Consider the following 23075-nt stretch of genomic DNA (forward strand, 5'->3'; position numbering starts at 1 on the left):
GGTCAATAGCTGCAATGGTGCTGATTGATGCCACGACATCCTTAAATAATGAAGGTTCGACCAGTCTAAAGCGCTCTAAGGCCGCATTTTCTTCTGGTTGAGGCTCTCCTTCGCCTTGTGATGGCTCGGGTGATGGTTCAGGCTCTGGTTGTGCTGCTTTCAGAGCGGAAATCTTCTCACGCAGGCTATCGTTGTAGCGTTGGCGCTCGGCCAGCTCGTCTGACTTCACTGTGACCATGTGCTCAAGTTCTTTGTCTCGGCCTTCCAGTTGCGCGACTTCTGTCGTGAGTGTATTGAGTTCATCCAGTAAAGCGTTGGACGATTCCTGCAGGCTGGCTAACTCATTGCGCGATTCCGTCACTTCTTTTTGCTTGGCCTGAAAGGCTTCTGAGTTGGCAGCGGCAATATTGCCAATGCGTTTACCGATCGTCGACAGAGAGACTTCGCGCATCTTCCCTTTGTTCATTTCAGGAGCCACGGCTTGGGTAATGTCGCGCTTATTGAGCGGCCAGCGAAACGCAATCACGACATCATCTGGCTTGAACACTTTGGGATCTTCATCTGGGGCATGAAACACCACACTGACAGCCTGACCGTCGCTGAGGATGAACTGCGCGGCCACTGTTGCAAAGAGGTTGTTTTTCTTCGGCTCTCCAACCTCATGATCGGTTACGGTAATGTTGCTGCTGGACAAAGAGCGATTTAGCGCACGCGCAAGGGCCTTCATTGTGCGCGGGAACGTCGCATAACTGGTTGTGACCGCATCCAGAATAAAGCCATCGTGCGCTTCCACTCGCACGCCTTCGACATAGGCTGTATCCATAACTGCGAACGGCTCAGCTTCCAGCATCAGTGCTTCTTGCTCAGGATCTGCCGTTAACTGATACATGGCCTCTTTGATTTGAGATCGCGTAAAGCCTTTTGCCAGCGGGTCTGGCATTGCATAAATTTTTAATCCGTTCGCTGGGTTCATGAGGTCTGCTCCTCTAATTGTTTAAGCTCGGCTTCCAGCTGCTCGGAAACTGAGTATTCTTGGGTGATCTGTGCACTGATATCGGATTTTCGCTGCTCTTTAACTGGCAGAGCTTCTTCCAGCGTCTGTTTTTGCTGACGCTTTTCCTGAACAGAGCTTTCCAGCTCTTGGTTATCCGATTTAGCGAGTGCAATTTGAGCCTTCAGCGAGGTTTTGGCGCGGCTGGTTGAGTCCTTGCTGGCGCTGCTGGCTCTGGATGCTCGTTTTTTCAGAGTTTTCTGAAACTGCTTACTGTTTGCACTGACTTTGCCGGCGATCTCGGCCACGGCTTTTTTGAGATCGTCAACATGCTTGATCGGAATGACTCGCGTATTAAGGCGAACTTGGAAGATAGCCCCTTGCGCAGTCGCTTGAAGCATGAGCTTCTGGCCATCAGCAAAATGAAGGGTGGCTTTTTTAGTCTGAACACCAGACTGTCGTTTGGCTTTGTTGTCCGCCTCAACACTTGTGACCTGAAGATCCTGACGCTTAAATTCGTCAATGACTTTCTTCAGGCCCTTTTCGTTGAATTGGGCATAATCGAAAGATAAGTAACTCACGGGAACGCTCCACACTGTGATTGTGTTGTTAACAGTTCGATGGTAGAGCGCGGGTGGTGGGATCGCATCAACAGGAAAATTTACTCCCTCAAGGCGTGAGGGAGTAAGAATTATAGCCCCAGCGTCTTCTTGAGCTGGTTCAGCTCTTCTTGAAGCTCCAAGGTTCGACGACCGTTGTCGATGGTGTAAGCGGCCAGTTCGGCATAATCGGCAGCGGTGACAGGTTTAGACGGCAAGGCCAGCTCAATACTGTCTGCAGGAACCGACGTGGCGCCAGCTGGCAGTGTCACTTTGGCCAGCATAATGGCGTTACTTGGCACAGTGTCTCGCACATAAACACCAATCGTTGAGGCTTGATGCATTGCGTATTGCGCTTCCAGCACGACATACTGCGTTTTGCCGGCAGTGAGCGTGACCTGCTTGGTCACATTGCTTGGCATTCTGGCCGTCAGTGAATACGTGCCGACTTCCAGTACCGCAATGTTCTGATCGCCACCTGAGACCTCAACGGTGAGTCCCGATTTTGGTTTGACCGCAAAGCCTGAGTACACCCCTTTCGGCAAAAGGCCGTGCAGCTTCTGGTTCATGGATGCCCCAGAGTAGTTTTCACGCCATGCCGTGTCTACTCTCAGATCATCCAGCGGTTGTTGTGGGTATGTGTTCATCCATTACTCTCCGGAAATTGGGAAGTTAACGTATGGGTGCGTGTTGATGCCTTCTTCCGGTGTCACCCAGTCTGGCAAATCAATACTGACTGCCACTAAGTCGCCGTCTGCGTCGTATAGGCCGGTTTGGCTGTACTGTTTCGGCTCAGACAATGTGTTTTCAGGCATGATGCAGCGGAACAGCAAGCGGCCATTCGCCCAAACCACGTCTTCGGAAGGATTGATGGTACCTTCGTAGAAAACGTTTTTAATGTCGGTCCCTGCCGGATCGAACGGTGATAAGGCCGGCGGGGTTTGACTGTCGTCCACCAGCAACGGGTCATGACCGAATTTAAATTTTACGATCTTGAACTGGCTTGCCAGTCCTGCAATTGAGAGAGCGTTTTTTTCGTAAAAACGAGGCAGTAGCTCTGCAATCTGCCATGGTTGATTTGTTGACATAGCGCTATTTCCAAAGTGGTGTGTCTAACGGTGCAAAGTCAGCTGGGATCTCGTCAAATCCCAGCCACGGATTTTGATTAATCTCAGCCGGTTGGTTTAGCTCATAAGGCTGAGACGGAAACTCTCGAACAATGCAATCAACTTGAGCACTGTAGAACACAGGGCAAAATGATTGCGTTTGTTTGAAATGGGTATTGCTCATCGGCTCAACTTGCGTTGTAAATGTGCGCAGCTTGAGCCTGTGGTGGCGTGTTGGTGGTAAGGTGTCGCCCTCTTTGCCGGCAATGGCCGCCGTTCCATAAGGCGTCGTGACAAACAGGTCCAGAGACCAATCTGCACCCAGCTGATAACTCATCCATGGCGCTTTTGATATGACGTGGCTCTGACCGGAACCCGCGCTGTAATCAATGGCGTGGCATGACTGCTTTTGTTTGATCACCAACTGACTGGCCGGATTAACCTTTGCTTCAAACGCTCGATGTTGCGTTCGGTGCTGTTTCATTGGTGGCAGCGACTCGCCTTCTTTCCCCGCAAGCGGGACTGAGCCTGACGGCGTAACCAAAAATAGGTCAAGTGACCAATCCGCGCCCAGCCGGTAACTGATCGCCGTTGGTTTTACGGTTGTGCGACTTTGCCCGTGGATAGGCTCATTCGCGTCGGTCTGAATACTGTCTGCGGGTACCACATCAAAGTGATAATGCATACTGAAATTCAGGCAAGGATAGCGGGTCGCGGTCAACGAGGCGCCCGACAGTGGTAGGTCGGCATGTTGAACAGGAATGTAACGCTCGATGCTGGATATTTCCTGCAGAGCATTGATGATGTCGCCTTCCTTTCCGGCCAACGGCACACGACGACCACCCAGATCGACAAACAGATCGAGAGACCACGACATACCACCAATAACAAAATCCGCTTCGCTCGTTGTGGCGCCTCTTCGGTGCTCCACATACAGAGGGCTGTCATCCAGCCAAGGCACGTCAGCGGGATGGTCGTCAAATGAGGCAGTGAGGCGATAAACCATGCTGCCACCCTTTTCTCCAATCGTTTGTCGCTCGACATGGTAGCTTTGCGGCGCATAGTCAAAGTTGATGGTCAGAATGAAAAGCTCACCGTCATACACGATGTGAGCCGGTCTCAGGCGCTCAATCTCTCGTTTAGCAATGGCAACAAAGGTTTCTTTTGCCATTCCCAGCTTGTGCAGGTGCGTTAGGTCGACGGCGATTTTGCCGCGAGAGGTCATCCAGAAATCATTGAGATCCCATTTCTTGATCTGGACCTCTTGCTCAGTGAACAGATTATCTCGGGCATAAGGCAGGCTCTTATTGGAGTACAACGGCTCCCACGTCACACCCAAACCTGCGAAGTTAACGCGCAATGCGTTGACGAATGGAACTATGGTGTCTTTTTCGTGGATGTTGTCTCGTTGCCATGAGATAGAGAGGCGCTTGCCGGATTCGTCGATCGGCAGGGCTGTATCAAAGTAATCGCCAAACTCGGCAATCTTTTGATTGAGGTGGTCCTCACTGGCGGTAAATATGTTCTTGCTGTCTTCAAAGGTTTGAAGCTCATTGAAAAAGTGGGTATCCCAGTATTCTTCCAATGCCTCAGCCAGCGCTACCCATTGGGGAGAGCCTTGTTTGCTCTTTGTCAGACGCTCAACTAACCATTTTTCAGCCACGGGAAAACCTCACTCAAAATCTTGAATGAGAGTACGGTTTCAGGTGAGCACCCGCCACGACAAAAAGATTTTTTACCTAAGGCGGGTATTTTTTAGGTGTGCTTTTAATACTTAGTAAATACTTAACCTTGCGTTATTTGTATAGTCGACATCGAGCAGGTTCATGGTGGCATCAAGATCGATGTATATCATTTGCTTGAGGTTTTCCGGCTCCGATTGGCCGATAATTTCAATCTCAATATCATCTTCGCTCTCAAAGATGTTGAGTCCGTTCATCAGGCGATAGAGGTCGCGCTTTAGCGCCTTCGTTTTGCGTCTGCTGGCATCTTTGCCGTAATTGTTCCACAGCGTATCGCTGATCAGCTTCTTAGCATCAGTCAGTGTGATACTGCGTAGAAGCTTGCCGGTAATTTTGGCTGTGAATGCTTGCTCGTCCACCGGCACGTTGTGGTACCGACGGTTAAACTGAGGGATGTTTTTTTGCATGTACGCCTGAATTTCACTGCCGATACTTGGGTTATCCGGCGCGTAGACGCAGAGAAAGATCTTGTTGACGTTCTCAAGCTTCAGTTCGCCGTCCATTTCTTCTTGCTCGACCTCTCCCCACACATTGCCCCATATCACCTCGGGGAAGTGCTGCTTGATAAAGAACAGGTAGTCATCATCCCAAACGTGGTTATCATCATAGAGCGGGTAATACAGAGCGTTACGGCGAAGCTCGTCGGTTTCCTCTCTGGCTGCGCCGCCTGTAAAGACAGAAGCGGTCTCAAACTCGATGTCTTCGGCATTATCATCGACAGGCGTCAGAGGCTGATTAGGCATCAGCTTGGTGTCACCCTCAGTCAACCAAAGCTCAACCGTGATCTGCGCCCCTTTGCTTGGCACAAGGCCAAAGATGTTATTACCAAATCGGATACCGACCTGATCGGTGTGTGAGTAAAACTCATCAAAGACTTTATCCGCGCGTGCATTACGGAACCGGTTCGTTGGATACCATTCTTCAGCGCCGGAACCCATATCCACAAACACTCTGAATTTATGCAAATTGACACTAATGGCTCGCCCAAACTCAAACTCAAGGAAAGGCTGCTCTTTTTCAACCACAAACGATAGCTCGTGACGTTTGACCTGACAGCCATCCACTACCACTTCGCCACCAGCGGCCACACGCACACTCTCATTGACCATGTAGTAAACCTGATCTTCCGAGACAATAGGAAAATAGGCCATGACGCTTCGGTCACGGTTTTGCTTATTCCGGATCCGGATCTGGCCGCGACTGGGGGCGGCTTTTCGTGGGATATACTGACGGTCTTCTGCGAGCGCCAGTATCGAGCTGCGGTTGTATGCCGTGCTCAGGTACCCCTCCTGCCTTGCTCGCTCCAACTTGTGCAGCGCGTATTCCAAAGCGAGGTTTTGAAAGGTATTGACGCCCTGCATGACCTGACTGTCAGCCAATGGCTCTAATACCGGCTTTTTGCGAATGATGTCGGTAAAGGAAGCGCGTGCTTCTGCCTTGTTGTCAAGATTGCTCATTGGCTACCTCAGTGGAATGTTGGGATTATCGTACAGGCCGTATTGATGGATAATGACAATGCGGCAAAGATCGATGTCTGGAAAGGTCACACGGATCCCCTTGATAACAACGCCTTGAACGTCACGGGGTAACTTTTCCACGATCGCCATTTCCATCATCACTGCGTCGTCTTCTGTTTGCGCACAAAACTGAAACGGCGCTAAGTTGTGCCCCCAAGCGGGGTTATCCGCAATGGTGTGCTCTGGATTTTCAAACCACTCTTCTATGTTGTTGTTCATGGCCTTGCCATCGTATGCGACGGCAAGCCCTGTGCTGTCAACGTTGAGTAGGTGATTAAGCTCTTCCATTGTTAAATCCTGTCATGTGCCATCAACACGAGCGTTTTATCTTCGAACTCGGTCTTAATTGGTGCGGGAACCGATGCCGACTTCGACTGAGAAGCAGCATAGCGAGGGCCGGAAGCGGACGCACTAACACCGCTTTGTTGCTGAGCTTTACTCATTGCATCGACAATCGCTTTACCCAGTTTTTTCTCATCAATCTTGGCGACGGTTTCCGTTTTCTCGGTATGGGTTTCCTTGTTGTTGGTCTGACTCATTGCCGCTTTGGAAGGGCTGATCTCAGGTAGAGGTGCCTTTAACTGCTCAGGCATGACTGCTGCCTCAGAGGCTTGCAAGGTGTGAACGGCGCCAGCCTCTTGAGCGCTAGATTCTGTACGACTGGTTGCCACTACCTGCGCGGATTCAGCATTTTTCGTTGAAAGCTCCGACTTATCGCCGTTGGTTGTAACGGACTCACTCGACTCAGTAGTAGACTGAAGAGTTTCGGCTTCTCGCTCTGCGCGTGTTTTGCCGTCAGTGCCTTCCATCTTATCACTGATCGCCTCACCAACAATGTCACCCCCTTTACTGCCAAGCCAGCCACCCACTGCAGCCCCCAGCAAACCGCCCACCAGAGTACCAACAACAGGAACCACCGAACCCATAGCGGCACCCATGGCCGCGCCAGCACTGGCGCCACCAAGGGAGCCTGCTGTGGTAGCCCCGACTTGGACCGCTTTTTGTGAACCGGTCAGATCTTCTCTGTCTTTCACCTCATTGTATTTGAAGTACCCAGTTGCCAGTGCGGCGACGGGTGCAGCGGCGCGGCTGGCAACAGAACCCACGGTTTTCAGAGCGCCACCAGCGGCTTTGCCCACACCGGAATTGGCTAACGTTCCCGTTGCATTCTTCACACCCTGAGCGACACGCCCGAGTCTGGTGGTTGGTGCGCCTTTTAGAGCCGATGCATTACCTGCTGCGCTCTTACCGCCTTTAAAACGGTCAATTAGAGAGCCTAAACGCCCTTTCCGACCTCGGCCTCGACGTCGCTTACCACCCCCCTTCTCTTTGCTATCACCACCCCCAAACATATCTGACAGCTCACTCACGCTATCCATGAGAGAGCCACCACCTTCACCACCGAACTCTTTCTTGTCGATGGTTTTGATTAGCTCTTTGTGTTGGTCTTGAGAGAGGTCGTACTGCTCATCCAATCGATCTGCAATCGCTTCATTGCTGCGGGTCTGCTCTCTCTCTCTGACGACATTGGCAGAGGTGACACTGGTTTGATTGTGCGTACCGACCTCACGGCTTTGGCGGTCCAACTCGCTTTGCTTTTGAGTGTGGCTTTCCCTGCTCTTTTGAGTATTGTTTTGATACTTATCTAATGTTTTATGAGTATCAGAAAGACGGTTGTCACTGTTTTTATCCGCTTGATGAGTACTGGTCTTGGCAGAACGCTGGCTATCTCTGTCCAGTGTGCTGGATTGGCGATCAGACTCACTTTGCTTATGAGTGTTGTTTTGATGTTTGTCTAATACCCTATAAGTATCAATTGAACGACTGGCACTACTTTGATCGGTTTGGCGATGGTTATCTTGCAGCTCGCGGCTATTGCCTTGGATCTCTTCCCGAGAGTCGTCAGTATGGTGTGACTGACTGGCAATCTGCAGGTGCTTATTCCCAAGCTCTGAGGTCGGCTGTTGAGTAACACGCTGGATCGTATTTTCATCATGTATGCTGTCCTGACGGTTATCCGTCGCCGTATGGCTCGATGCTTCTTTGCTGGTTGCTGTTTGCTGCTGAGTTTGAACAGTGGCAGTATGATTGCGATTACTAGACTCATCGACAGCGCGTGAATGCTCCTCACTTTGACGGGATTCGTCTTTTCTTTTGGTATTATCTTGATACTCGTTTTGTGCCTTGTGAGTATCTGTTTTTTGCTCAACTTCCAAAGGTGGAGCGGGATGGCTTAGGGCCTGAGCCTCAGCTCGCTTAATGAATCGCCCTTTCTCGTCCCTGACTGGCCCGTGGGGGTTGTCTTTCGCAAGTGCTTCTTTGGATGATGCATCATCACGAGCCTGATCGTCTGATTCGTTGCTGTCAGCTTTCTTCCCTGTGACTTTCTCAAGGACCTTTTGACCGAGGGAGCTGTTTTTTACATCGTCAGTCGCCTCTTTGACCTCTTTTGCCGCTTCCCAAAGGGAGCCGCCCATTGCTGAGCCTGCCGCATCCGTGGCCGTGTCTCCCGCATCCAGTTCTTCGCGCTCTTCTGTGGCCTTTTTGAAGACGTCCCCGACCGTTTTCAGTAAGCCAGAGCGTTCTCGCTTTTCTTTTTGCTCTTCTTGGGCCTGCTGGCTGGCAGTGACACTTTCTTTATCATCTGGCGCATTATCTTGAGGCTGGCTATCAGTGCTGGCGACTGATTGAGTCGATGCTTGCGGTTCGGAACGCTCAATTTCACGCTGCTTTTGTGTGGGGGCCGGCTTCGACTCCGCTGCCGGCGATACCGAAGGCGCAGTATGGCGCGGTTTCTGTTCCTTTTTCTGAACAGGCGTGGCAGGCGCTGGCGTAACGGAAGCCTGACGGTTGCCTTTTGACTCTACCTGTTGGCCGACTTTCGCCCCAGCATCAGGCGCCTTTCTTGGCTGGCTGTCCGCCTCTTGAGGTTTGCTTTCACCGCCTGCAATAACGACTTGAGTCTCACTCTCTCGCTGCTGGATTTCGTTGTCACCGGTGAGCTGCGAATGGTCGCTGGCTTGGACTTCTCGAACAACATCACTATTACGCGATGTGAGGGTGTTATTTTGCTCGTGAACGCGCTCAGTAAGCCTATGTTTGGCTTGTTCTGACCGTGCTTGAGAATCACGCTCAGTTGCTTTATGTGTAGCAGGCAATGCTTGATGGAGGCGACCAGACTCAGGCACTTTCTCTGCCTGACGTGATACAGGACGTTGCGCAGCTTCACTGCTGGCATTAAATACTTGTTGAGTATTGGATTGATGCTTTTTTGATACTGAATCAGTGTTGTTTTGATGCGTAGAAGATTGAACCAACGTTGAGCCACCAGCCAATGGCTCCCGACGTAACAGAGCAGACGTGTTTGACTCAATCTTATCAAGAATGGCGAGGATTTTAGGCTGATAATCCTCTTCTTGCTGGGTTGCATCTGTCACCTGTTGCTCAGGTGACAGTGTTTTTGGGTCTACGACAATTTCTGCCTGTTGTGTTTCTTTGATAGTCACGATTGCCCTGCCTTTCTGTATCGTTTGTGCATGGTCAAAACACGGCTTCTTGGTGAGCAGAGCAGGCTGTCTATCGGCTGACCAGCATCAAGGGATAGCTCATTAAGCATGACATCCCAAGAACGGCTACTATACTCGCGGAATCCGGCTGTAATCCCGAAAGGGAAGCAACAACTCAGTTGTCACCTCCTTATTTTCTTTGGCCTTGATGGTAGGGCAAACGTGACGAGGCGACCGCAACATAATCTTGCCGTCGTCCATGATTTTGCTTGGCAGGCCGTGAGTCATGCTCTCCAATGCCGCAGTGACGTGGGATTGCAGGGCTTTGTACTTGGTTTCCGGCAGCTCACGTAGCCAGTTGTTTAGATTAGATTCACGCTTATACGGCTTCTCTTCATGATCATCTGCCATGTACAAGGCTGCTTTGAGCTTATGAAAACGGATTTCAGCCTGTTTACGGGTGGCGGCGGGTGAACCTTCTTTTTCCATCATCAAAGCAAGGCGCATGTTTTCCAGCTCTTCCATATCCTTGCCGGTGAGCGGCGAGATCACCAACTTTCGCCCTTCGAATGACAGATCACGGCTCGCCATCCCTTCGATTTCTTGGTAGCCCTCGGCCAGATCGCGCAGGTCAAACTCATTGGTGTGCATTTCCTGGCAATGAGGGCACTCATAATCCAGAGAAACAAAGGTGTCATCCGTGGTATGTATCCAGTACCAGAACAGCGCCAGACGGCGGTCTTCAGCGGTCCACTGCTGACAGTCTGTAAAGCTCTCTTTGTCCTGAATCGTGTTCAAAAACTTGGTGGTCAATGACTCTTCGTGCTCGGGCAGCACATCACAGAAATCCAGTGTTTCTGCTGTGGTCGCTTCTCGAATAAGCACTTGCTGGATAGGTTTGCTGGGTAATGAGAACGGTGCAAACATGATTAACTCCGAAATTGAATAACGGTCAGCGGGAACTCTTTAAATGAATGCTCGGTATAGCTCTGGGTCACATCCCCCAGCTGAACCGGTGCAACGGGATAGGTTTCAGATAACACCTCTTCAAAGCCCGTTCCTTTGTGGATCAGGGTGTATTTTTTCCAATCTCTGATCCATTTGGTGTCTGGGTTTAATGGCGGGTTCACGGTGCCATCCCCATTGGCCACTTTGGCGGACCACTCGGCAAACCACTTATGGATCCGTTCGTCGTCATGGTCACGGACGGTCATTGAGATAGAAACTGGCATTACCCCTGTCGGGAACTGTAGCTGGTTTACCCCAACTTTCACCGGTTCGTATTCCAGCTCAATAGGGCCGTAGGTGACATCTTTGATGAAAATCTCAAAATCCAGCGGTTGCTCTTCGATTTCCAACCGGAACTGCCATTGATGCTGGAAGTAGGTATGCACCATTTTCTTAACCAGCATCTTTTCACGATTGAAATCAGCGACCATCCGGCGCCCCCGTTGTCACATGGTCGTTAACCAAGTCGTACATCTGACGGATCAGATCATAGGGCATTCTGTGGTGACGGTTTGCCATAAAGTACTGGCGTAATGACTCAGAGAGTGCATAGCGGCCCTTTGGCTCGTTCTCAGGAGCTTTCTGGGTGTAAAACGCCGTTCGCTCACTGACTAACGTCGCCTTGTCGACGGCATACACTCTGTCTTCGTAACTGACCAGCCAAACCTGCCCATGCTCGCCGGTCACTTCACAAGTGAGCCATTCGCCCACCAGCGGCCCTTCAGGGGTGATTTGGTAGAAATATAAGGGTGTACCGATTGAAACATCATTGTGGCGCATGGCCGCTCTCCTAAAGCAGCATGGAAGGCATCAGCATATTGCCCGACTCTTCCATTTCTTCTTCTAACTGGCGTTTGCGCTCATACAGCTCTGGCAATTGCGGCATTCCATCCAGTGGTAAGCCGGCAGCGCTGCGGGAGTATTGCTCACGCTCTGTGTTGGGGATGTCGATAAGGACTTTGAGATACTTTTGCAGCATCCCTGTGGTGTGTGCCGGCATCGTATCATTGTCTAAATCGTATTGACTGATCGCTTCCAGATATTGGACTTTGAACGGGGCCACGCTGTATTCCGTGGTCACGATGTTCAGTTTGTCTTCTTCTACCGTGACTTCATGCCAGACCTGATCAACGTCATTGGCCGTTACCACGGTCATGAAATGCGGCGGTACATCAATACCGCCGGCTTTTTGTTGGTCCAGTGTCACGGTGACAGTCCGGATCACACCCGCCCTATCTTGATACTCGTTGAGCGCTTGAATAAGCAACGCTTCGAGCTTATCTGCTTCGTCATGGTAAAGAGTTATAAACTGCCCCTTGACGCGAGCTAATAGGGCGTTGGGGGTCATCCTGCGTAACCTCCGATGCGTTCAAACCAGTTGTACAGGAAGTTCACTGGCACACGCACGGTACCAGTACGGTTTTCAACATCCAGATCCGATGGGTCCGCTGCGATCATGGTATCTTCAAGTCGGTAGCCCTTCTCTTCGATATCCTCACCATGCAGCACGATTTCAATCGTGACGTACTCTTTGTTGTCAACGATTTTGGAAATGGTCTTGATCACGTCACCACGTTTGATTTCAACGATTTGACACGCGATATCACCATCACGCTTAGTGGCACCGTACTGACGGAAACCTTGGCCGTACTGGCCGAAGTCTTCAACGGGTTCACCGCGCTTTTCTTCCGGCAGCTGAGAAGTGCGGATCAGTGCCGAAATTTCCGGATATTCTACGATTCGGACAATGAAATCCGAGGCGACCGCACGCTCACCGAGCGCGACGTTTTTCTTGTGGGCTTGTCGCAGTAAGTCGACGTTCCCTTTTGCGTTTGGTACAGCCATTGTTTAGCTCCAATTAACCGTAAGTTGAAGGGATCTGAGAACGATTGAGCATTGCCTCAGATTGAATCATTAGTTGAATGTCAGCTTTCATCAGGTATCCATCACGGCTACGAGGCCCGTCCAGCGGGGCCGACATACTTTCAATCACACAACCATTGAGCACGACATTGCGCCCGATGTTGACCATGACAGAACTCGGCACTCGACCGACCGCATTGCCATCCCCTACCGGATTCCCGACCGGTGAAATCGCGTTTACTTCAGGAGAGAACATGCGCTCTAACTCCATAATGGCGTCTTCGACTTCGGCTTTTGGGTCTGATAACGCATACAGCGAGAGCGTTATCGGGAATGCGTGGGGTTGGTTGCCCTCCCAGACCTGACGGCTTGAGAGGGTTGTGATTGATGTCATGCCATTAGTTGACTCTGTAACCGTGCCTGACTGCAGCACGCCACCGGCTTTGCTGAACTTGGAACCCACAGAGTCGCCCTCAAAAGGACTGTTCCAGTTGGCGTTCAGCTCTTTTGCCGTGCCTTCCCCAATCACACCGACAACGCAGGTGTTACCCTGCTTTATCCAGCACTTGAGGTATTGGCTGACTTTCGGATCGTTGTTGCCAACGGTCCGCGCCCCTGTGGATTGCCAGACCTTCGCCATTACATGTTACGCTGACGACGGGATTTCATGGATTTGGCACGTTTACGTCGCGCCCCTGAGTTATTCGCCTTACGACGCGCCTTTTTCAGCGCGGCTTTTTGCGCAGAAGAGAGACGTTTTTTCTTCAGTGGCTTCTTAATGACTTTCACCTTACCGTTACGGACCACGCGCTGAGTCGCATCAAGCACTAATTTGGCTTTCACTGCATATTCAGTGATCAGCTCGTCATCAGACTTTTCATTGTCTGCCAGCTTATCGTTGAGGTAGGTATGCAGCTTCTCACCCGCCTCTTCGCTTTCATCATCAATGAAGCCCTGAACATTGGCAGCATTGGCGCCCAGTTCCACCAGCGAGTCTGCGGCCATGGTTAAGATCTCGTTGAATAGATCTTCTTCAGGCTCTGTGACTTCACCGTCTTCGTCCAAATCAGCGAGACCGGCAACAATAGCTTCAAAGTTTGAATAGCTGGCATCATTGTCTTCCAACCATGTCAGCGCAGCGGCCATAGCATTCGCTCGGATCTGCTTTTCGCCCAGATCGTTGCTGGCATCATCCAGAATTTGCTCTGGAATGGTGTATTCGTTGCTCTCAGGTTTTTTAGCAGCTGGCGCAAAGCCAGCTGCATCGAACACAGGATCAGAACCACCAAATGGATAACCTGTTCCGTACATTTTTACTCCATTACGCCATCAGGCGAGGTTGAATTGCGATACGACGCGCCACGCCGGTTTGAGCATAAGCGACTTCAATGTGCCAGTAGTCCAGCTCGACTTGCTTCAGCGTGATACGGTAAGGGTTTTTGCCGTCTTTGTTCGGATTGCGAGGCTCAACGAACGCACCGGCTTCAAAGCGCTTCTTACAGATCTTGTCTGCAAGGTCCTGCAGGTTTTCCAGCACAAACCCGTCAGGCTCAAACTGGACCACGGCAGCTGCTTGCAGGAACTCATGACACAGGTCATTGAGAATGGCTGTTGTGTGCTCAAAACGCAGGTAGTTGTTCTTGCGCCAGATATTCAGACAGTCATTGATCACCTTGCCTTTGGCGACAGGGTTAATACGTGCTTTCACCAATTCTGTCGGCTGCAGCTTGCCAGTCAGGTGTAGCGGCTCGATACCACGACGGTTCACAAGGCCGCGCTTCTCGCCGGCCGCGGTATAGTCCGCCCCCTTAACAGCGGCATGACCGGTCGGCTGGGCAAAACACTTCGCTTTCGCTGCAGTAGCACCACCAGACAAGCCCCAGACACTCTTACCGCCGTACCATTCGTCGGTCGCTTTGTAGGGATAGTGGAAACAAGACGCCTGATAAGACTCAAGGTTGGCATCTTCCAACCACTGTTTTGCAGCCACTTCCGTTAACCATGGCGGTACGTCAAAACGGAATTGCGCCAGACGACCATCAGCGATGGTGATCATGTGAGCAATCGCGGACGGCTCATAGTTACCGGCAGCAAAACAAAGGTTAAAGTCGATGTCGTCGGTCTTGAGCAGATCCCACGCATCCTTCCAGTTATCCAGCGTTGGCTCGCCGCCATTGGTACCGCCTTCAAAGGCTTCTTCGCAGGCTTTCACGACGGCAAAGTCGACCGTTGCTGCGATTTCTGCACGGAAACGCGCTGAGCGCTCTTCCAGCACATTCGGCAGGTAGGCAGTAAGGCCAGAATCGTCGACATCATCAACGTTCACGCCCACCACAAAGCTTTCACCTTGCAGGGTTTGCCATTCGCCGCTGACTTGCTCTTGGAAAGACAGGGTGAAACGCTCTGCATCCGTATCGACGTCGCTGATCACCATGCGGCGCTTAGTGGATGGATCGCCGTCAACAGGGTAAACCGACAGCCAGTGACCGGTAGACAGGCTCAATGTCGTGCCGTAGCTGTGTGACGATTTCACCGCCGCACCATCAGCAACAGGTAGCGCGATAGATGGGTATTTCGCATCATCAGCGACAACGCGCACGACGTGGCAGTATTGCAGCGAATCCAGTGCGTCTTTAAGGTGGCGTAAACCTTCGGCTTTCGTGCCTTGGTTCATTGGCATAGGACGGCCCAGTAGATCTTCCCAGTCATCTGCAGTGGCTGTGATGATTTTCCCAACAGGGCCTTTTGACGCGATAACAACACAAGCACCAACAGCGACGTCACCGCCACCTGTGGTGTAGTTGTTATCAATGGGCGGCAGAACGGCAATGCCGGCTGCCTCGGTAATAAATTGGCTGATCATTCCAGACATGCTGAATTACTCCGCTTTAAGTTTGATTTCCACCCACGGCTTATCAGCAAGAGCGGACTGAATAGCGATCAGCTCTTCTTTATTTGTCGTGATGGATAAATCTTTGCAGTGCCCGTTGATAGCTAAAATGCTGCCGTCAGCACGCAAAATTTCGTGACCAGAAACGCTGTTATTGGTCATTAGCACTTCAAGGGCAGAATCATCACCCTCTGGTACGTCGCCAGCGCCGGTATCAGTGGCGCCTGTTGATTCACCACCTTCTGCACCGGCATTGTCACCGTCGGTACCTGTAGATGTATCGCCAGACTCTGAGCCTTCTTCTCCGGCCCCTTCGGTGCCAGTGCCGGTATTCGTATCGCCAGCGCCGGCATCACCTGCACCTGTTGCGCCAGCTTCGCCAGTGACAACCGTTTCATCTGTACCAGTTGACTTGTCGTCAGTGGTCTCAGTGGTTTTGTTGCTGGTTGCTGGTTTACGGGTAGTGCGGGTGTTTGTTTTTGTGGTTGCCATAGACAAATTCCTACTTAGTTAAGTGACGTGGGCGCCGCAATGAAGCGGCACCCAGTGAAACCAGTGCGATTACTGAGGCGTGAATCGCAACCACATGAACCAATCGCGCCCGTTGTGCGGGTGGAGATCACGATAAGCCAGCTCGTAGAGCGTGTTTTCGTGCTTCAGGTTGCGACCGATGCTGTGTGCGTAGTTGATCGCTGAAATCGCATCACCCGCCACATAACCAGCATCACCGTGCTCACGGCCTTTGGCGTAACACAGCACGCGCCACGGGTCAGCCATGTGCGGGTCTTCTTTGAACTTGTAGCCAAACACGGTACCCACATAGTGCGGCTGTGGTAGTTGGCGGTAGTTCGGTGCGTATACCATGTGCGGCGCACCCAGCGATTTCAGAACGCGAGACGCTTCACGGCCAGCAACAACACCCACCAGACCGCTACGCTTGGTGCGGTTCATCAGCTCGGTAGAAATTGCCAACAGCGTGGTTTGGATCATTTCGTAGTGCTGACGGTAAGACAGGCCAGACGGGATCGTCAGGTCGAATGTCTTCTCGCCTTTCGCGTAGAAGTAGATATCGTTCAGGCGTTTGCGGTCTTTGTCCGCTGCCATCAGGTTACGAGCGGTTGCCAGCTGCATACCTGCGATATCAATGTTGTATTCGCGCTTACCAGTGAACTGAGACTGAATAGAGTTAGAGCTAACCAGCGCAGATTCGTGCGGGAACAGCTCGTAGCTCACCATTTCGTGCTCAACGGTCGGGATCAGAGACGGGTCTTTCTCAATGGAGATGTCTGCAATGGTATGGATCTCGATGCCGGTCTTCGGTGCTTTGGAGAACTTCACCGCAAGCTGACCAACTTGATAATTCACCGTACCGGTAAATGTTACCGTGTCACCGTCTGCGTCAGTGAATTTACCGAAGATGCCGCCTTTACCGTCATCACCACCAACAGGCATACGATCAACCAGAATACGGACCTTGCCTTTTACAAATGGCATTGCCTTCGCTTTGGCGGCGATATCGAAGTTAAAATCAACGGCTGTGCCGTCACCGCTGCCGATTTTGTGGCGTTGGTCCATGGACGCATACTGACCGTTGAAATCGACGTCAATCAAATCGCCTTCGTTTAGGTCGCCAAACGTTGAGCCAGCCACACGGTTGATGCGGAAGATTTCAGACTTGTTATAGTTCGCCGGAATGTGCGTCACCATGTCGTTGGTGATCATCATCAGCTGCACCGGAACAACCAGAGCAACCATGCGGTTACGCTGAATGATGCCTTCAGAAGCACTCATTGAACCATCACCGGCACTATCGAGAATCGCACGTAGATGAGGGTTTTCAGTGTTCGGATCCAGCATGTTCTCAATACTGTTGTGCATTGACGACATCAGCTCAGCTGACGGCATTTCACCATGCATTGAGTGGTAGTGACGGACCGCGTTGGCGGCAGAGCCTGCAACCATCTTTGACATTTCACCGGCATTATCAAAGATTGAACCGTCAAGGCTTTGAATGATGGCTTCATTGCGAGCGGCACTGTCAGTGATAATCTCACCATTATCCATCTGCGGATCGATAATATGTCGCGCAAGCTGCGAAGCGTTGTTGTTGATTGTAGCGACCTGATCGCGGTACGCCTGTTCTGTGCTAGGAGTTCCCATTGTCTCTTCCTTATTGGACTTGCGCACCGGCTTTGGTGCTTCAAACATGGTTTTTCAGCAAAGAGGCTAACAAGGGGGGAGATACCCAGCATCAACACAAAAATTTTAGTTATCGGGGGTTTGTCGGTCGGCACTTCTAATTTACACAACCGATTTTTAGCAAGTAGGGAAAGCCCAAAATAAAAGGGCGCAATTCTTAGAATTACACCCTTATTGACATATCGAGACTATGTTTAATTTAAAGCAATGGAATTTACTCTATTTTTGCCTTTTCGCCGCCATAAGAACCACCGCCTTTCACGATCACTTCACCGGAAGAGGTAATGTGCTCGACAACCGCTTTTGCTATGGCTTCTGCAAGTTCATCCATCCTGCCGTGTTGGTTGGCCACAAACCCAAACCCTTCAAGGTTGGATTTGATCATGCCTTTGAGAGTACTGTCACTGAGCGCCATTATTTACCTGCCGTCACTTGTGTTGAAAAATCAGAATGAGGCTTACCAGTAAAAGAGCAAATGTGCGCACCGGTAACAACGCCTTTTCCTTTGTTGAGGTGAATGCTTTTCGCATCAATATGTGCCGAGCCGGATACATTGATTCGCCAGTACCCCCCAATCTTTTCTGTCAGGTTGCCGCCTGCTTCATTGTTGATGTTGCCACCGGCATGATTTTCCATATCACCCGTAGTTGAATGGTGGCTGTCGCCTTCAACGTGCAAAATGGAATGTCCACGCGCATCAAACTCAAAGGCGGTCCCTGTTGGCATGTGGGTTACTCGATACACACTGTCCTTTTCCACCTCGAACATCATGCCGTGAAGAATATACACCTTGCTTTCATGGTAGCCTTGCGGCGATGGATTGGGTTCTTTGTGACTACGCTTGTGCTGGTAGCGACCTTCACCCTCAAATGCTTCAGGGGGCAGGTTCGGAATACCATCAGGGTTATGATGCACTGAGCCGGTGATCCGTGGGCGTCGTGTATCTTTGCGCCCGTGGGTGTAATAAGGAAAATCCACCCACACCAGATCGCCCGCCTGAACCGGTGTAAAGTCGCCCTGTCCGACTCGGGCACCGACTGGCAGCTTATACGTTGCCCACGGCAGTTTGTCGTCCGGCACATCGTCAAACACACCAAACACGCGCACTTGCACGCGCATTTGTTTCTCTGGGTCCTGCACGCTGACCACCACAGCTTCTAGCTCTGGCCGTTGGAGTAGGAGATCGGCTGGATTATCCATTGAATACCCTTTAAATACTTAGTTAGTGTTTATCCAGTATCCCTTTGATACGGTTGTAATACTTTTTACCCTTGTAGCTATGCGCCACCAGACCAATCACCACCAGCGTTGGCAAGCTTTCATCTATTGGCCTTTCTAAATCTGAACGGTTCCAGACAATCTCGATCGCATCCCCTGCCCTGAGGCCACCATTACCAAACATGTAGGCGTCCAGAACCGGAATGGGGATCTTGCTGAGGTTGTCCAACACAAACCGGCTGGTTATGCCTGAATGCTCGATGGGCGCTGCCGAGTGTTTACCGGAATAGACCATGCCTTTTTTGTCATCCCACCCCACAAACCGGCGCTGGGTTAAATCTTCAATCAGTGAGCTGTCATTGGGCGTCGTGTATTGCGATATCTGGTATTGCTGGCGCGTGTCGTTGTAGTGATACAAGTAAGTCGGCGCTCGTTCCTGCAGCTCTTTGAGCGTGCGAAATACCAGCGTGCCGCGACGGATAAACACTAATGCGCCCAGCTCTTTTGCCATCTGCCTAATCAGGCGTGATGGACGCTGCGCCGGCAGCAAATGAAAGTCCAACCGGATAGGGAACGTACCGACATCGATCGGCATGTCTGGGGCCAGTTGGCGCAACACCTTACTGACTGGCTCTTTGACGAAACAACGGGCACTGGGCGATGGCTGCTTTAGTTTATGGAGCGACTTTAAAAGCAGGTTAAACGTGATGGCACCGCCCTCGCTGACCGGCATCGTCATGACTATCCATTGCGTTTCCCAATTGAGTGCATCCTGATTGACAGGATCGGACAACACCACCGTGAACACAGCTTTTTCCTTGATCGCCAAATCATCACGCAGGTACTGCTCTTTATCGTCGTATTCGATAATGAGCTTTGGCCCGTCTAACGTGGTGGTTTCAACGAACGTCACTTCAAGCAAAAAGGACAGGTCAAGTTCTTCACGTTGATCGCCGTGATAGACGATGGACTGGACCAGCTGGTGCTCATGACGACTCACGAGAACACCTCTTCAAGCGGTCTGAACTCAATCTTCCAGCGGATCGGACTGATATGGCCGACACCTTTTCCATACAAGATAGGCGCATTAACCTTGTGCTCGACATCCACGGCATACAGACGACCGTCAGCGTAGTTGTGGCTTAAATTGTTCGCCTCAATTGTCTGAGAGTCTTCTATGGTGATGGGTAGGTCGATATCTTCACCAAATAGCGAATACGTGACGTTGAAACGATGTCCACCAGCGCGGCGACGAGCTATGTGCATGTGCCAAGCCAGCACCAAACGCTCTACTGACGCCTTATCGTTTGCCATAAACACGATGCGGTAGGTCAGCTCAAGATAGCTGATACTGATATTGGTCTTTTTGAGCAGGGCATCGTCCCAACCGGTGACGCTCTCTACGAACTGCGCATATTCAGCGGACGCACTACGAAAGCCAATAGGACGGTAGTAGTTGATAAGCGGCAGTCTGGCAGCATTGAATTTGCGCTCTCCGTCGCTGCCTGTTTGCTTTTGGAACTGGCGAATTGCCTGAATAAAGGTTTTAGGTGAGTCATAATCACCACGGAATACCTGTTGCTTAGTGTCACGCTGCAGGAAGGCTTTTACATGATGCGGACAGCTTTCCGGTTCCAGCTCTGCCAATGCATCTACGATGTGACCACCAAAGGCCACGTCGACGGGGTAAAAATCGGTAATGTCGTTCTTTTCAGTAATCTCGGTCATGGTGCTACCCAATAAAAAAGGGATAGCACAACGCTACCCCTTTTCGATTTCGAGATCCCTTACAGGGAAATGTTAGGCGGAACCATCAGGCAGCGGGTAGCGCGTCTTGATTTCAACAACTTTATCCATCCATTTCTTTTTGTAATCATCAGAGGCAGAATTTCCAGACTCAAGTTCAAACTGCCACTCGATATACAGCGGATCCGATTCTCTTTTGTAAGCATCAGACCTTAGTTGGTAGTTACGCGACAGTTCAAAGTCTCTCTGCTGCAGTATTGACTCTATCGCTTCATCCGTCATACCCAACTTAGACATGTAGTCGGTCGACGTGTCGGTGTGTCGAGTTCCTTCATAGATGTATTCAAACATTTTAATTCCTTACGAAAGGGGTTGAAAAAATGGCCCGTTTTAGACCGTCTGAGTTCGCGTGCTTTGCATGCCCAAGCCAAGACTGGATGCTTGGATTTATATCTTTCAAAGAAATCTCTCCCGCCTCATACTGCCGATGAAACTTCTTTAATTTTGACTTGATTCTTTTAACACTCCCTTTTCTTAGCAGCCTGTGCGTTGAATATATCCGGTACCCCAAAAAGTCCAGCGACCTCCCCTTCGCTGGCGAAACAGGGAAGACTTGAGTCTTGCTATTTGTTTTCAACCGAAGGCTGCCAGCAAGAAAGGTCTCAATATCCTTGCGCCACTCGTGAAGCTTTCTTTTGTCGCCATGGATAATGACAAAATCGTCCATGTAACGGACATAGCGCTTTGCGCGAAGCGTGTGCTTTACAAATCGGTCTAGCTCATTTAAATAGATATTTGCAAAGAGCTGGCTAGTTAGGTTGCCAAGGGGAATCCCCACCCCTAACGCATCACTAGGACTGCTGTCTATGATGTAAAATAAGAGCTCTTTAGTTTTCTGGCACTTTAACTTTCGATCCAGAATTCGCTTTAGGATGAAGTGATCTATGCTGGAAAAATACTTACTAATGTCAGCTTTCAGCGCAAACGCCTTGCCTGACTGGCGCTCAACCTTTCTTATGAATGCCTGAGCACGATCGGCCCCTCTATGAGTGCCTTTATCTCTTCTGCATGCATAGGAGTCATAGATATACGTAACATCAAACATTGGCTCGATGATGTTGTATATCGCCCTGTGCACGACGCGATCTTTGAAGCTGGGTGCTGATATAAGTCGTCTTTTAGGCTCAAAAACATAGAAATGACGGTAAGGCGAGACGCTATACATACCCCACACCAGCTCATTCTGAATTTGAATGACGTTTTCTTCTAAATTATTAAAAAAATCCAGCGTTTGCTGCGCCTTAGTCTTGCCCTTTCGGCAGTGGTAAGCGGCGCTTAATATATTTTCAAACGAATATATCTTTTCGTAAGTGCAGCCCGCCGACGCATCGACGGGGCGCGGAACTGTTTCAGCAATTGCTGAGGCGTCTGCATCCTTTTCAATTTTGCACTGACAGCCTCCCTTAAGAGGCGTGCTTCTGGCGTTTTCAAGAGCGGGACGGAAACCGATGTTACTGTTCGAGTTGGAGCGATGATTGTTCAGATTGAGCGCCCCCAAGCCGGCGTTGGAGCCGTTGTTCCAGTTGCCACCGCGTAGCGGGAAACGATTCCGTGCATTCATAACGCAGACGCCTGTTTGTTTTTGATAGATTTTATCCACCCGCCGATCATTTTCCCGATCTCAACAAGCTGCTCCACCCATAACTGGTATCGCTTGATGTCGATATACTTTAGATCCTTGGCAAGCCTGACCCTTCTCTTTAATATCGCCAGCTCGATGTCCAGATCGGTTAGCGTTGTCTTTTTGTGGTACCGCTTAAAGGCTGTCACAATGAGCCGCTGAAGCTGTAGCATTGAAAGGCGTATCTCAGCCCCAAGAACATGCTTCTCATGTTTAGGGAACTGTTTTATCACCTGATAGCCGTACAGCAACATATCTCGGCACTTCTCTTCAATGATCAGGGCGGACAAGTTCTATCTCCATAATTTAATCGTGAAAGGCTGGGCTATCGCCCAGCACACAAAGATCCAAGCTTCACTACGCAAAGAAAGCGGGACGGAAACCGATGAAACTGCTCGAGTGGGAGCGATGATCGTACAGACCGAGCGCCCCCAAGCCGGCGCCGGAGCCGCCGCTCCAGTTGCCACCGCGCAGCGGGAAACGATTGCCATAGTTACGCACCCACAGCGCACCCTGAACAGTATCTGGCGATGCTGACTCTATTAGGAGTCGGCGCAATAGCTCACTGGCTTTGTAGGTATCACTCTTCTGTATTGATGCGAAGTGCCCATTGTGCGTGTATGGGTAGTTATAGCTATCATCATCAAGAGGTCCGTTACGATTAATGATTTCATTGCTTAGGATTGGCTGGCCAACATTGCCCGTACCCGTATTCGCCGCTGACGTCGAGTCAAAAAACGCCTCATGCCTTTGCCATTGCTCTTCGGGTGTTAGAGGGTTGTTGTCGTTTGTTGCGATAATCTGACCGTTTGAGAGCATCATTTGATCTAACCACTCCCACACGTTCCCCACCAAATCTTGAATGCCAAAGTTTGTGTGTAATCTAATTTGGTTTGGGCTTGCTTATCGGCAGGATCGCCATCAAACATGCTTTCAACAATATCAACTCCATCAGCAGCTAAAGCTATATCATAGGTATCGGCAGCACTACACATAGCAAACAGAAAAC

General features: G+C 50.7%; 27 protein-coding genes. All 27 read right to left on the minus strand.

All coding sequences use genetic code 11. The features are described 5' to 3' along the window. The coding region (locus Q0241_RS19460) for a hypothetical protein (protein WP_299380761.1) at window positions 1–973 on the minus strand (973 nt) is incomplete at its 3' end. Next, entirely contained in the window at window positions 970–1572 is a 603-nt protein-coding gene (locus Q0241_RS19465) for a hypothetical protein (protein WP_012219864.1), read from the minus strand. The genes Q0241_RS19465 and Q0241_RS19460, both read right to left, overlap by 4 nt. 110 nt (window positions 1573–1682) lie before the next feature. Next, window positions 1683–2237 (minus strand): hypothetical protein, encoded by a 555-nt coding sequence (locus tag Q0241_RS19470; RefSeq protein ID WP_299380762.1) that lies wholly within the window; start codon window positions 2235–2237, stop codon window positions 1683–1685. Between the two features lie 3 nt (window positions 2238–2240). Continuing rightward, complete coding sequence (locus Q0241_RS19475; RefSeq protein WP_012219881.1) at window positions 2241–2678, minus strand: hypothetical protein; 438 nt, start codon at window positions 2676–2678, stop codon at window positions 2241–2243. 4 nt (window positions 2679–2682) lie between these two features. Then, window positions 2683–4359 carry a hypothetical protein gene (locus Q0241_RS19480; protein WP_012219867.1) on the minus strand — a complete coding sequence of 559 codons (1677 nt, stop codon included), beginning with the start codon at window positions 4357–4359 and terminating at the stop codon, window positions 2683–2685. Window positions 4360–4470: 111 nt separating this feature from the next. After that, the gene (locus Q0241_RS19485) at window positions 4471–5895 is read right to left on the minus strand and encodes a hypothetical protein (RefSeq protein ID WP_299380763.1); all 1425 of its coding nucleotides are present in this window, start codon (window positions 5893–5895) and stop codon (window positions 4471–4473) included. 3 nt (window positions 5896–5898) lie between these two features. Then, on the minus strand, window positions 5899–6243 hold the full coding sequence (locus Q0241_RS19490; RefSeq protein ID WP_012219872.1) for a hypothetical protein: 345 nt from the start codon (window positions 6241–6243) through the stop codon (window positions 5899–5901). 2 nt (window positions 6244–6245) lie between these two features. Then, window positions 6246–9461 carry a hypothetical protein gene (locus tag Q0241_RS19495; RefSeq protein WP_299380764.1) on the minus strand — a complete coding sequence of 1072 codons (3216 nt, stop codon included), beginning with the start codon at window positions 9459–9461 and terminating at the stop codon, window positions 6246–6248. A 129-nt stretch (window positions 9462–9590) separates the two neighbouring features. Further along, a complete protein-coding gene (locus Q0241_RS19500; RefSeq protein WP_031847569.1) occupies window positions 9591–10388 on the minus strand; it encodes a hypothetical protein in 798 nt (265 codons plus the stop codon). A gap of 2 nt (window positions 10389–10390) precedes the next feature. Next, window positions 10391–10900 carry a hypothetical protein gene (locus Q0241_RS19505; RefSeq protein ID WP_012219874.1) on the minus strand — a complete coding sequence of 170 codons (510 nt, stop codon included), beginning with the start codon at window positions 10898–10900 and terminating at the stop codon, window positions 10391–10393. Beyond that, complete coding sequence (locus Q0241_RS19510) at window positions 10890–11156, minus strand: hypothetical protein (RefSeq protein WP_283016094.1); 267 nt, start codon at window positions 11154–11156, stop codon at window positions 10890–10892. Before Q0241_RS19510 ends, Q0241_RS19505 begins: the two co-directional genes overlap by 11 nt. A 103-nt stretch (window positions 11157–11259) precedes the next feature. Next, window positions 11260–11817, minus strand: a complete 558-nt coding sequence (locus Q0241_RS19515; protein ID WP_012219879.1) for a hypothetical protein — start codon at window positions 11815–11817, stop codon at window positions 11260–11262. After that, window positions 11814–12314, minus strand: coding sequence for a hypothetical protein (locus tag Q0241_RS19520; protein WP_012219903.1), 501 nt, complete (start codon window positions 12312–12314; stop codon window positions 11814–11816). Before Q0241_RS19520 ends, Q0241_RS19515 begins: the two co-directional genes overlap by 4 nt. Before the next feature lie 13 nt (window positions 12315–12327). Then, window positions 12328–12972, minus strand: a complete 645-nt coding sequence (locus Q0241_RS19525) for a hypothetical protein (RefSeq protein WP_012219860.1) — start codon at window positions 12970–12972, stop codon at window positions 12328–12330. Next, window positions 12972–13643: a hypothetical protein gene (locus Q0241_RS19530; RefSeq protein WP_012219856.1), complete on the minus strand. Its 672-nt coding sequence runs from the start codon at window positions 13641–13643 to the stop codon at window positions 12972–12974. Before Q0241_RS19530 ends, Q0241_RS19525 begins: the two co-directional genes overlap by 1 nt. Before the next feature lie 10 nt (window positions 13644–13653). Then, window positions 13654–15204, minus strand: a complete 1551-nt coding sequence (locus Q0241_RS19535) for a hypothetical protein (protein WP_299380765.1) — start codon at window positions 15202–15204, stop codon at window positions 13654–13656. A gap of 6 nt (window positions 15205–15210) precedes the next feature. After that, complete coding sequence (locus Q0241_RS19540) at window positions 15211–15714, minus strand: hypothetical protein (RefSeq protein ID WP_012219930.1); 504 nt, start codon at window positions 15712–15714, stop codon at window positions 15211–15213. Window positions 15715–15783: 69 nt separating this feature from the next. Continuing rightward, complete coding sequence (locus Q0241_RS19545; protein ID WP_233107923.1) at window positions 15784–17430, minus strand: hypothetical protein; 1647 nt, start codon at window positions 17428–17430, stop codon at window positions 15784–15786. A gap of 205 nt (window positions 17431–17635) precedes the next feature. Further along, window positions 17636–17836 (minus strand): hypothetical protein, encoded by a 201-nt coding sequence (locus tag Q0241_RS19550; RefSeq protein WP_014980802.1) that lies wholly within the window; start codon window positions 17834–17836, stop codon window positions 17636–17638. Further along, window positions 17836–18621, minus strand: a complete 786-nt coding sequence (locus tag Q0241_RS19555; protein WP_012219939.1) for a phage baseplate assembly protein V — start codon at window positions 18619–18621, stop codon at window positions 17836–17838. Before Q0241_RS19555 ends, Q0241_RS19550 begins: the two co-directional genes overlap by 1 nt. A 22-nt stretch (window positions 18622–18643) precedes the next feature. Then, window positions 18644–19639: a hypothetical protein gene (locus Q0241_RS19560; protein ID WP_012219897.1), complete on the minus strand. Its 996-nt coding sequence runs from the start codon at window positions 19637–19639 to the stop codon at window positions 18644–18646. Next, window positions 19636–20367 (minus strand): hypothetical protein, encoded by a 732-nt coding sequence (locus Q0241_RS19565; RefSeq protein ID WP_012219883.1) that lies wholly within the window; start codon window positions 20365–20367, stop codon window positions 19636–19638. Before Q0241_RS19565 ends, Q0241_RS19560 begins: the two co-directional genes overlap by 4 nt. Before the next feature lie 72 nt (window positions 20368–20439). Further along, complete coding sequence (locus tag Q0241_RS19570) at window positions 20440–20736, minus strand: hypothetical protein (RefSeq protein ID WP_012219932.1); 297 nt, start codon at window positions 20734–20736, stop codon at window positions 20440–20442. Between the two features lies 1 nt (window position 20737). After that, window positions 20738–22045 carry a reverse transcriptase domain-containing protein gene (locus Q0241_RS19575; RefSeq protein WP_232306501.1) on the minus strand — a complete coding sequence of 436 codons (1308 nt, stop codon included), beginning with the start codon at window positions 22043–22045 and terminating at the stop codon, window positions 20738–20740. Then, entirely contained in the window at window positions 22003–22356 is a 354-nt protein-coding gene (gene avd, locus Q0241_RS19580; RefSeq protein WP_012219893.1) for a diversity-generating retroelement protein Avd, read from the minus strand. Before avd ends, Q0241_RS19575 begins: the two co-directional genes overlap by 43 nt. A 67-nt stretch (window positions 22357–22423) precedes the next feature. Further along, a complete protein-coding gene (locus tag Q0241_RS19585) occupies window positions 22424–22888 on the minus strand; it encodes a hypothetical protein (protein WP_299380766.1) in 465 nt (154 codons plus the stop codon). A 5-nt stretch (window positions 22889–22893) separates the two neighbouring features. After that, window positions 22894–23075: hypothetical protein (locus Q0241_RS19590; RefSeq protein ID WP_299380767.1), on the minus strand; the 182-nt coding region annotated here is incomplete at its 5' end.

Origin of the sequence: uncultured Kiloniella sp., assembly GCF_937128705.1 — a bacterium.
In the GTDB taxonomy this organism is placed as follows: Bacteria; Pseudomonadota; Alphaproteobacteria; order Kiloniellales; family Kiloniellaceae; genus Kiloniella.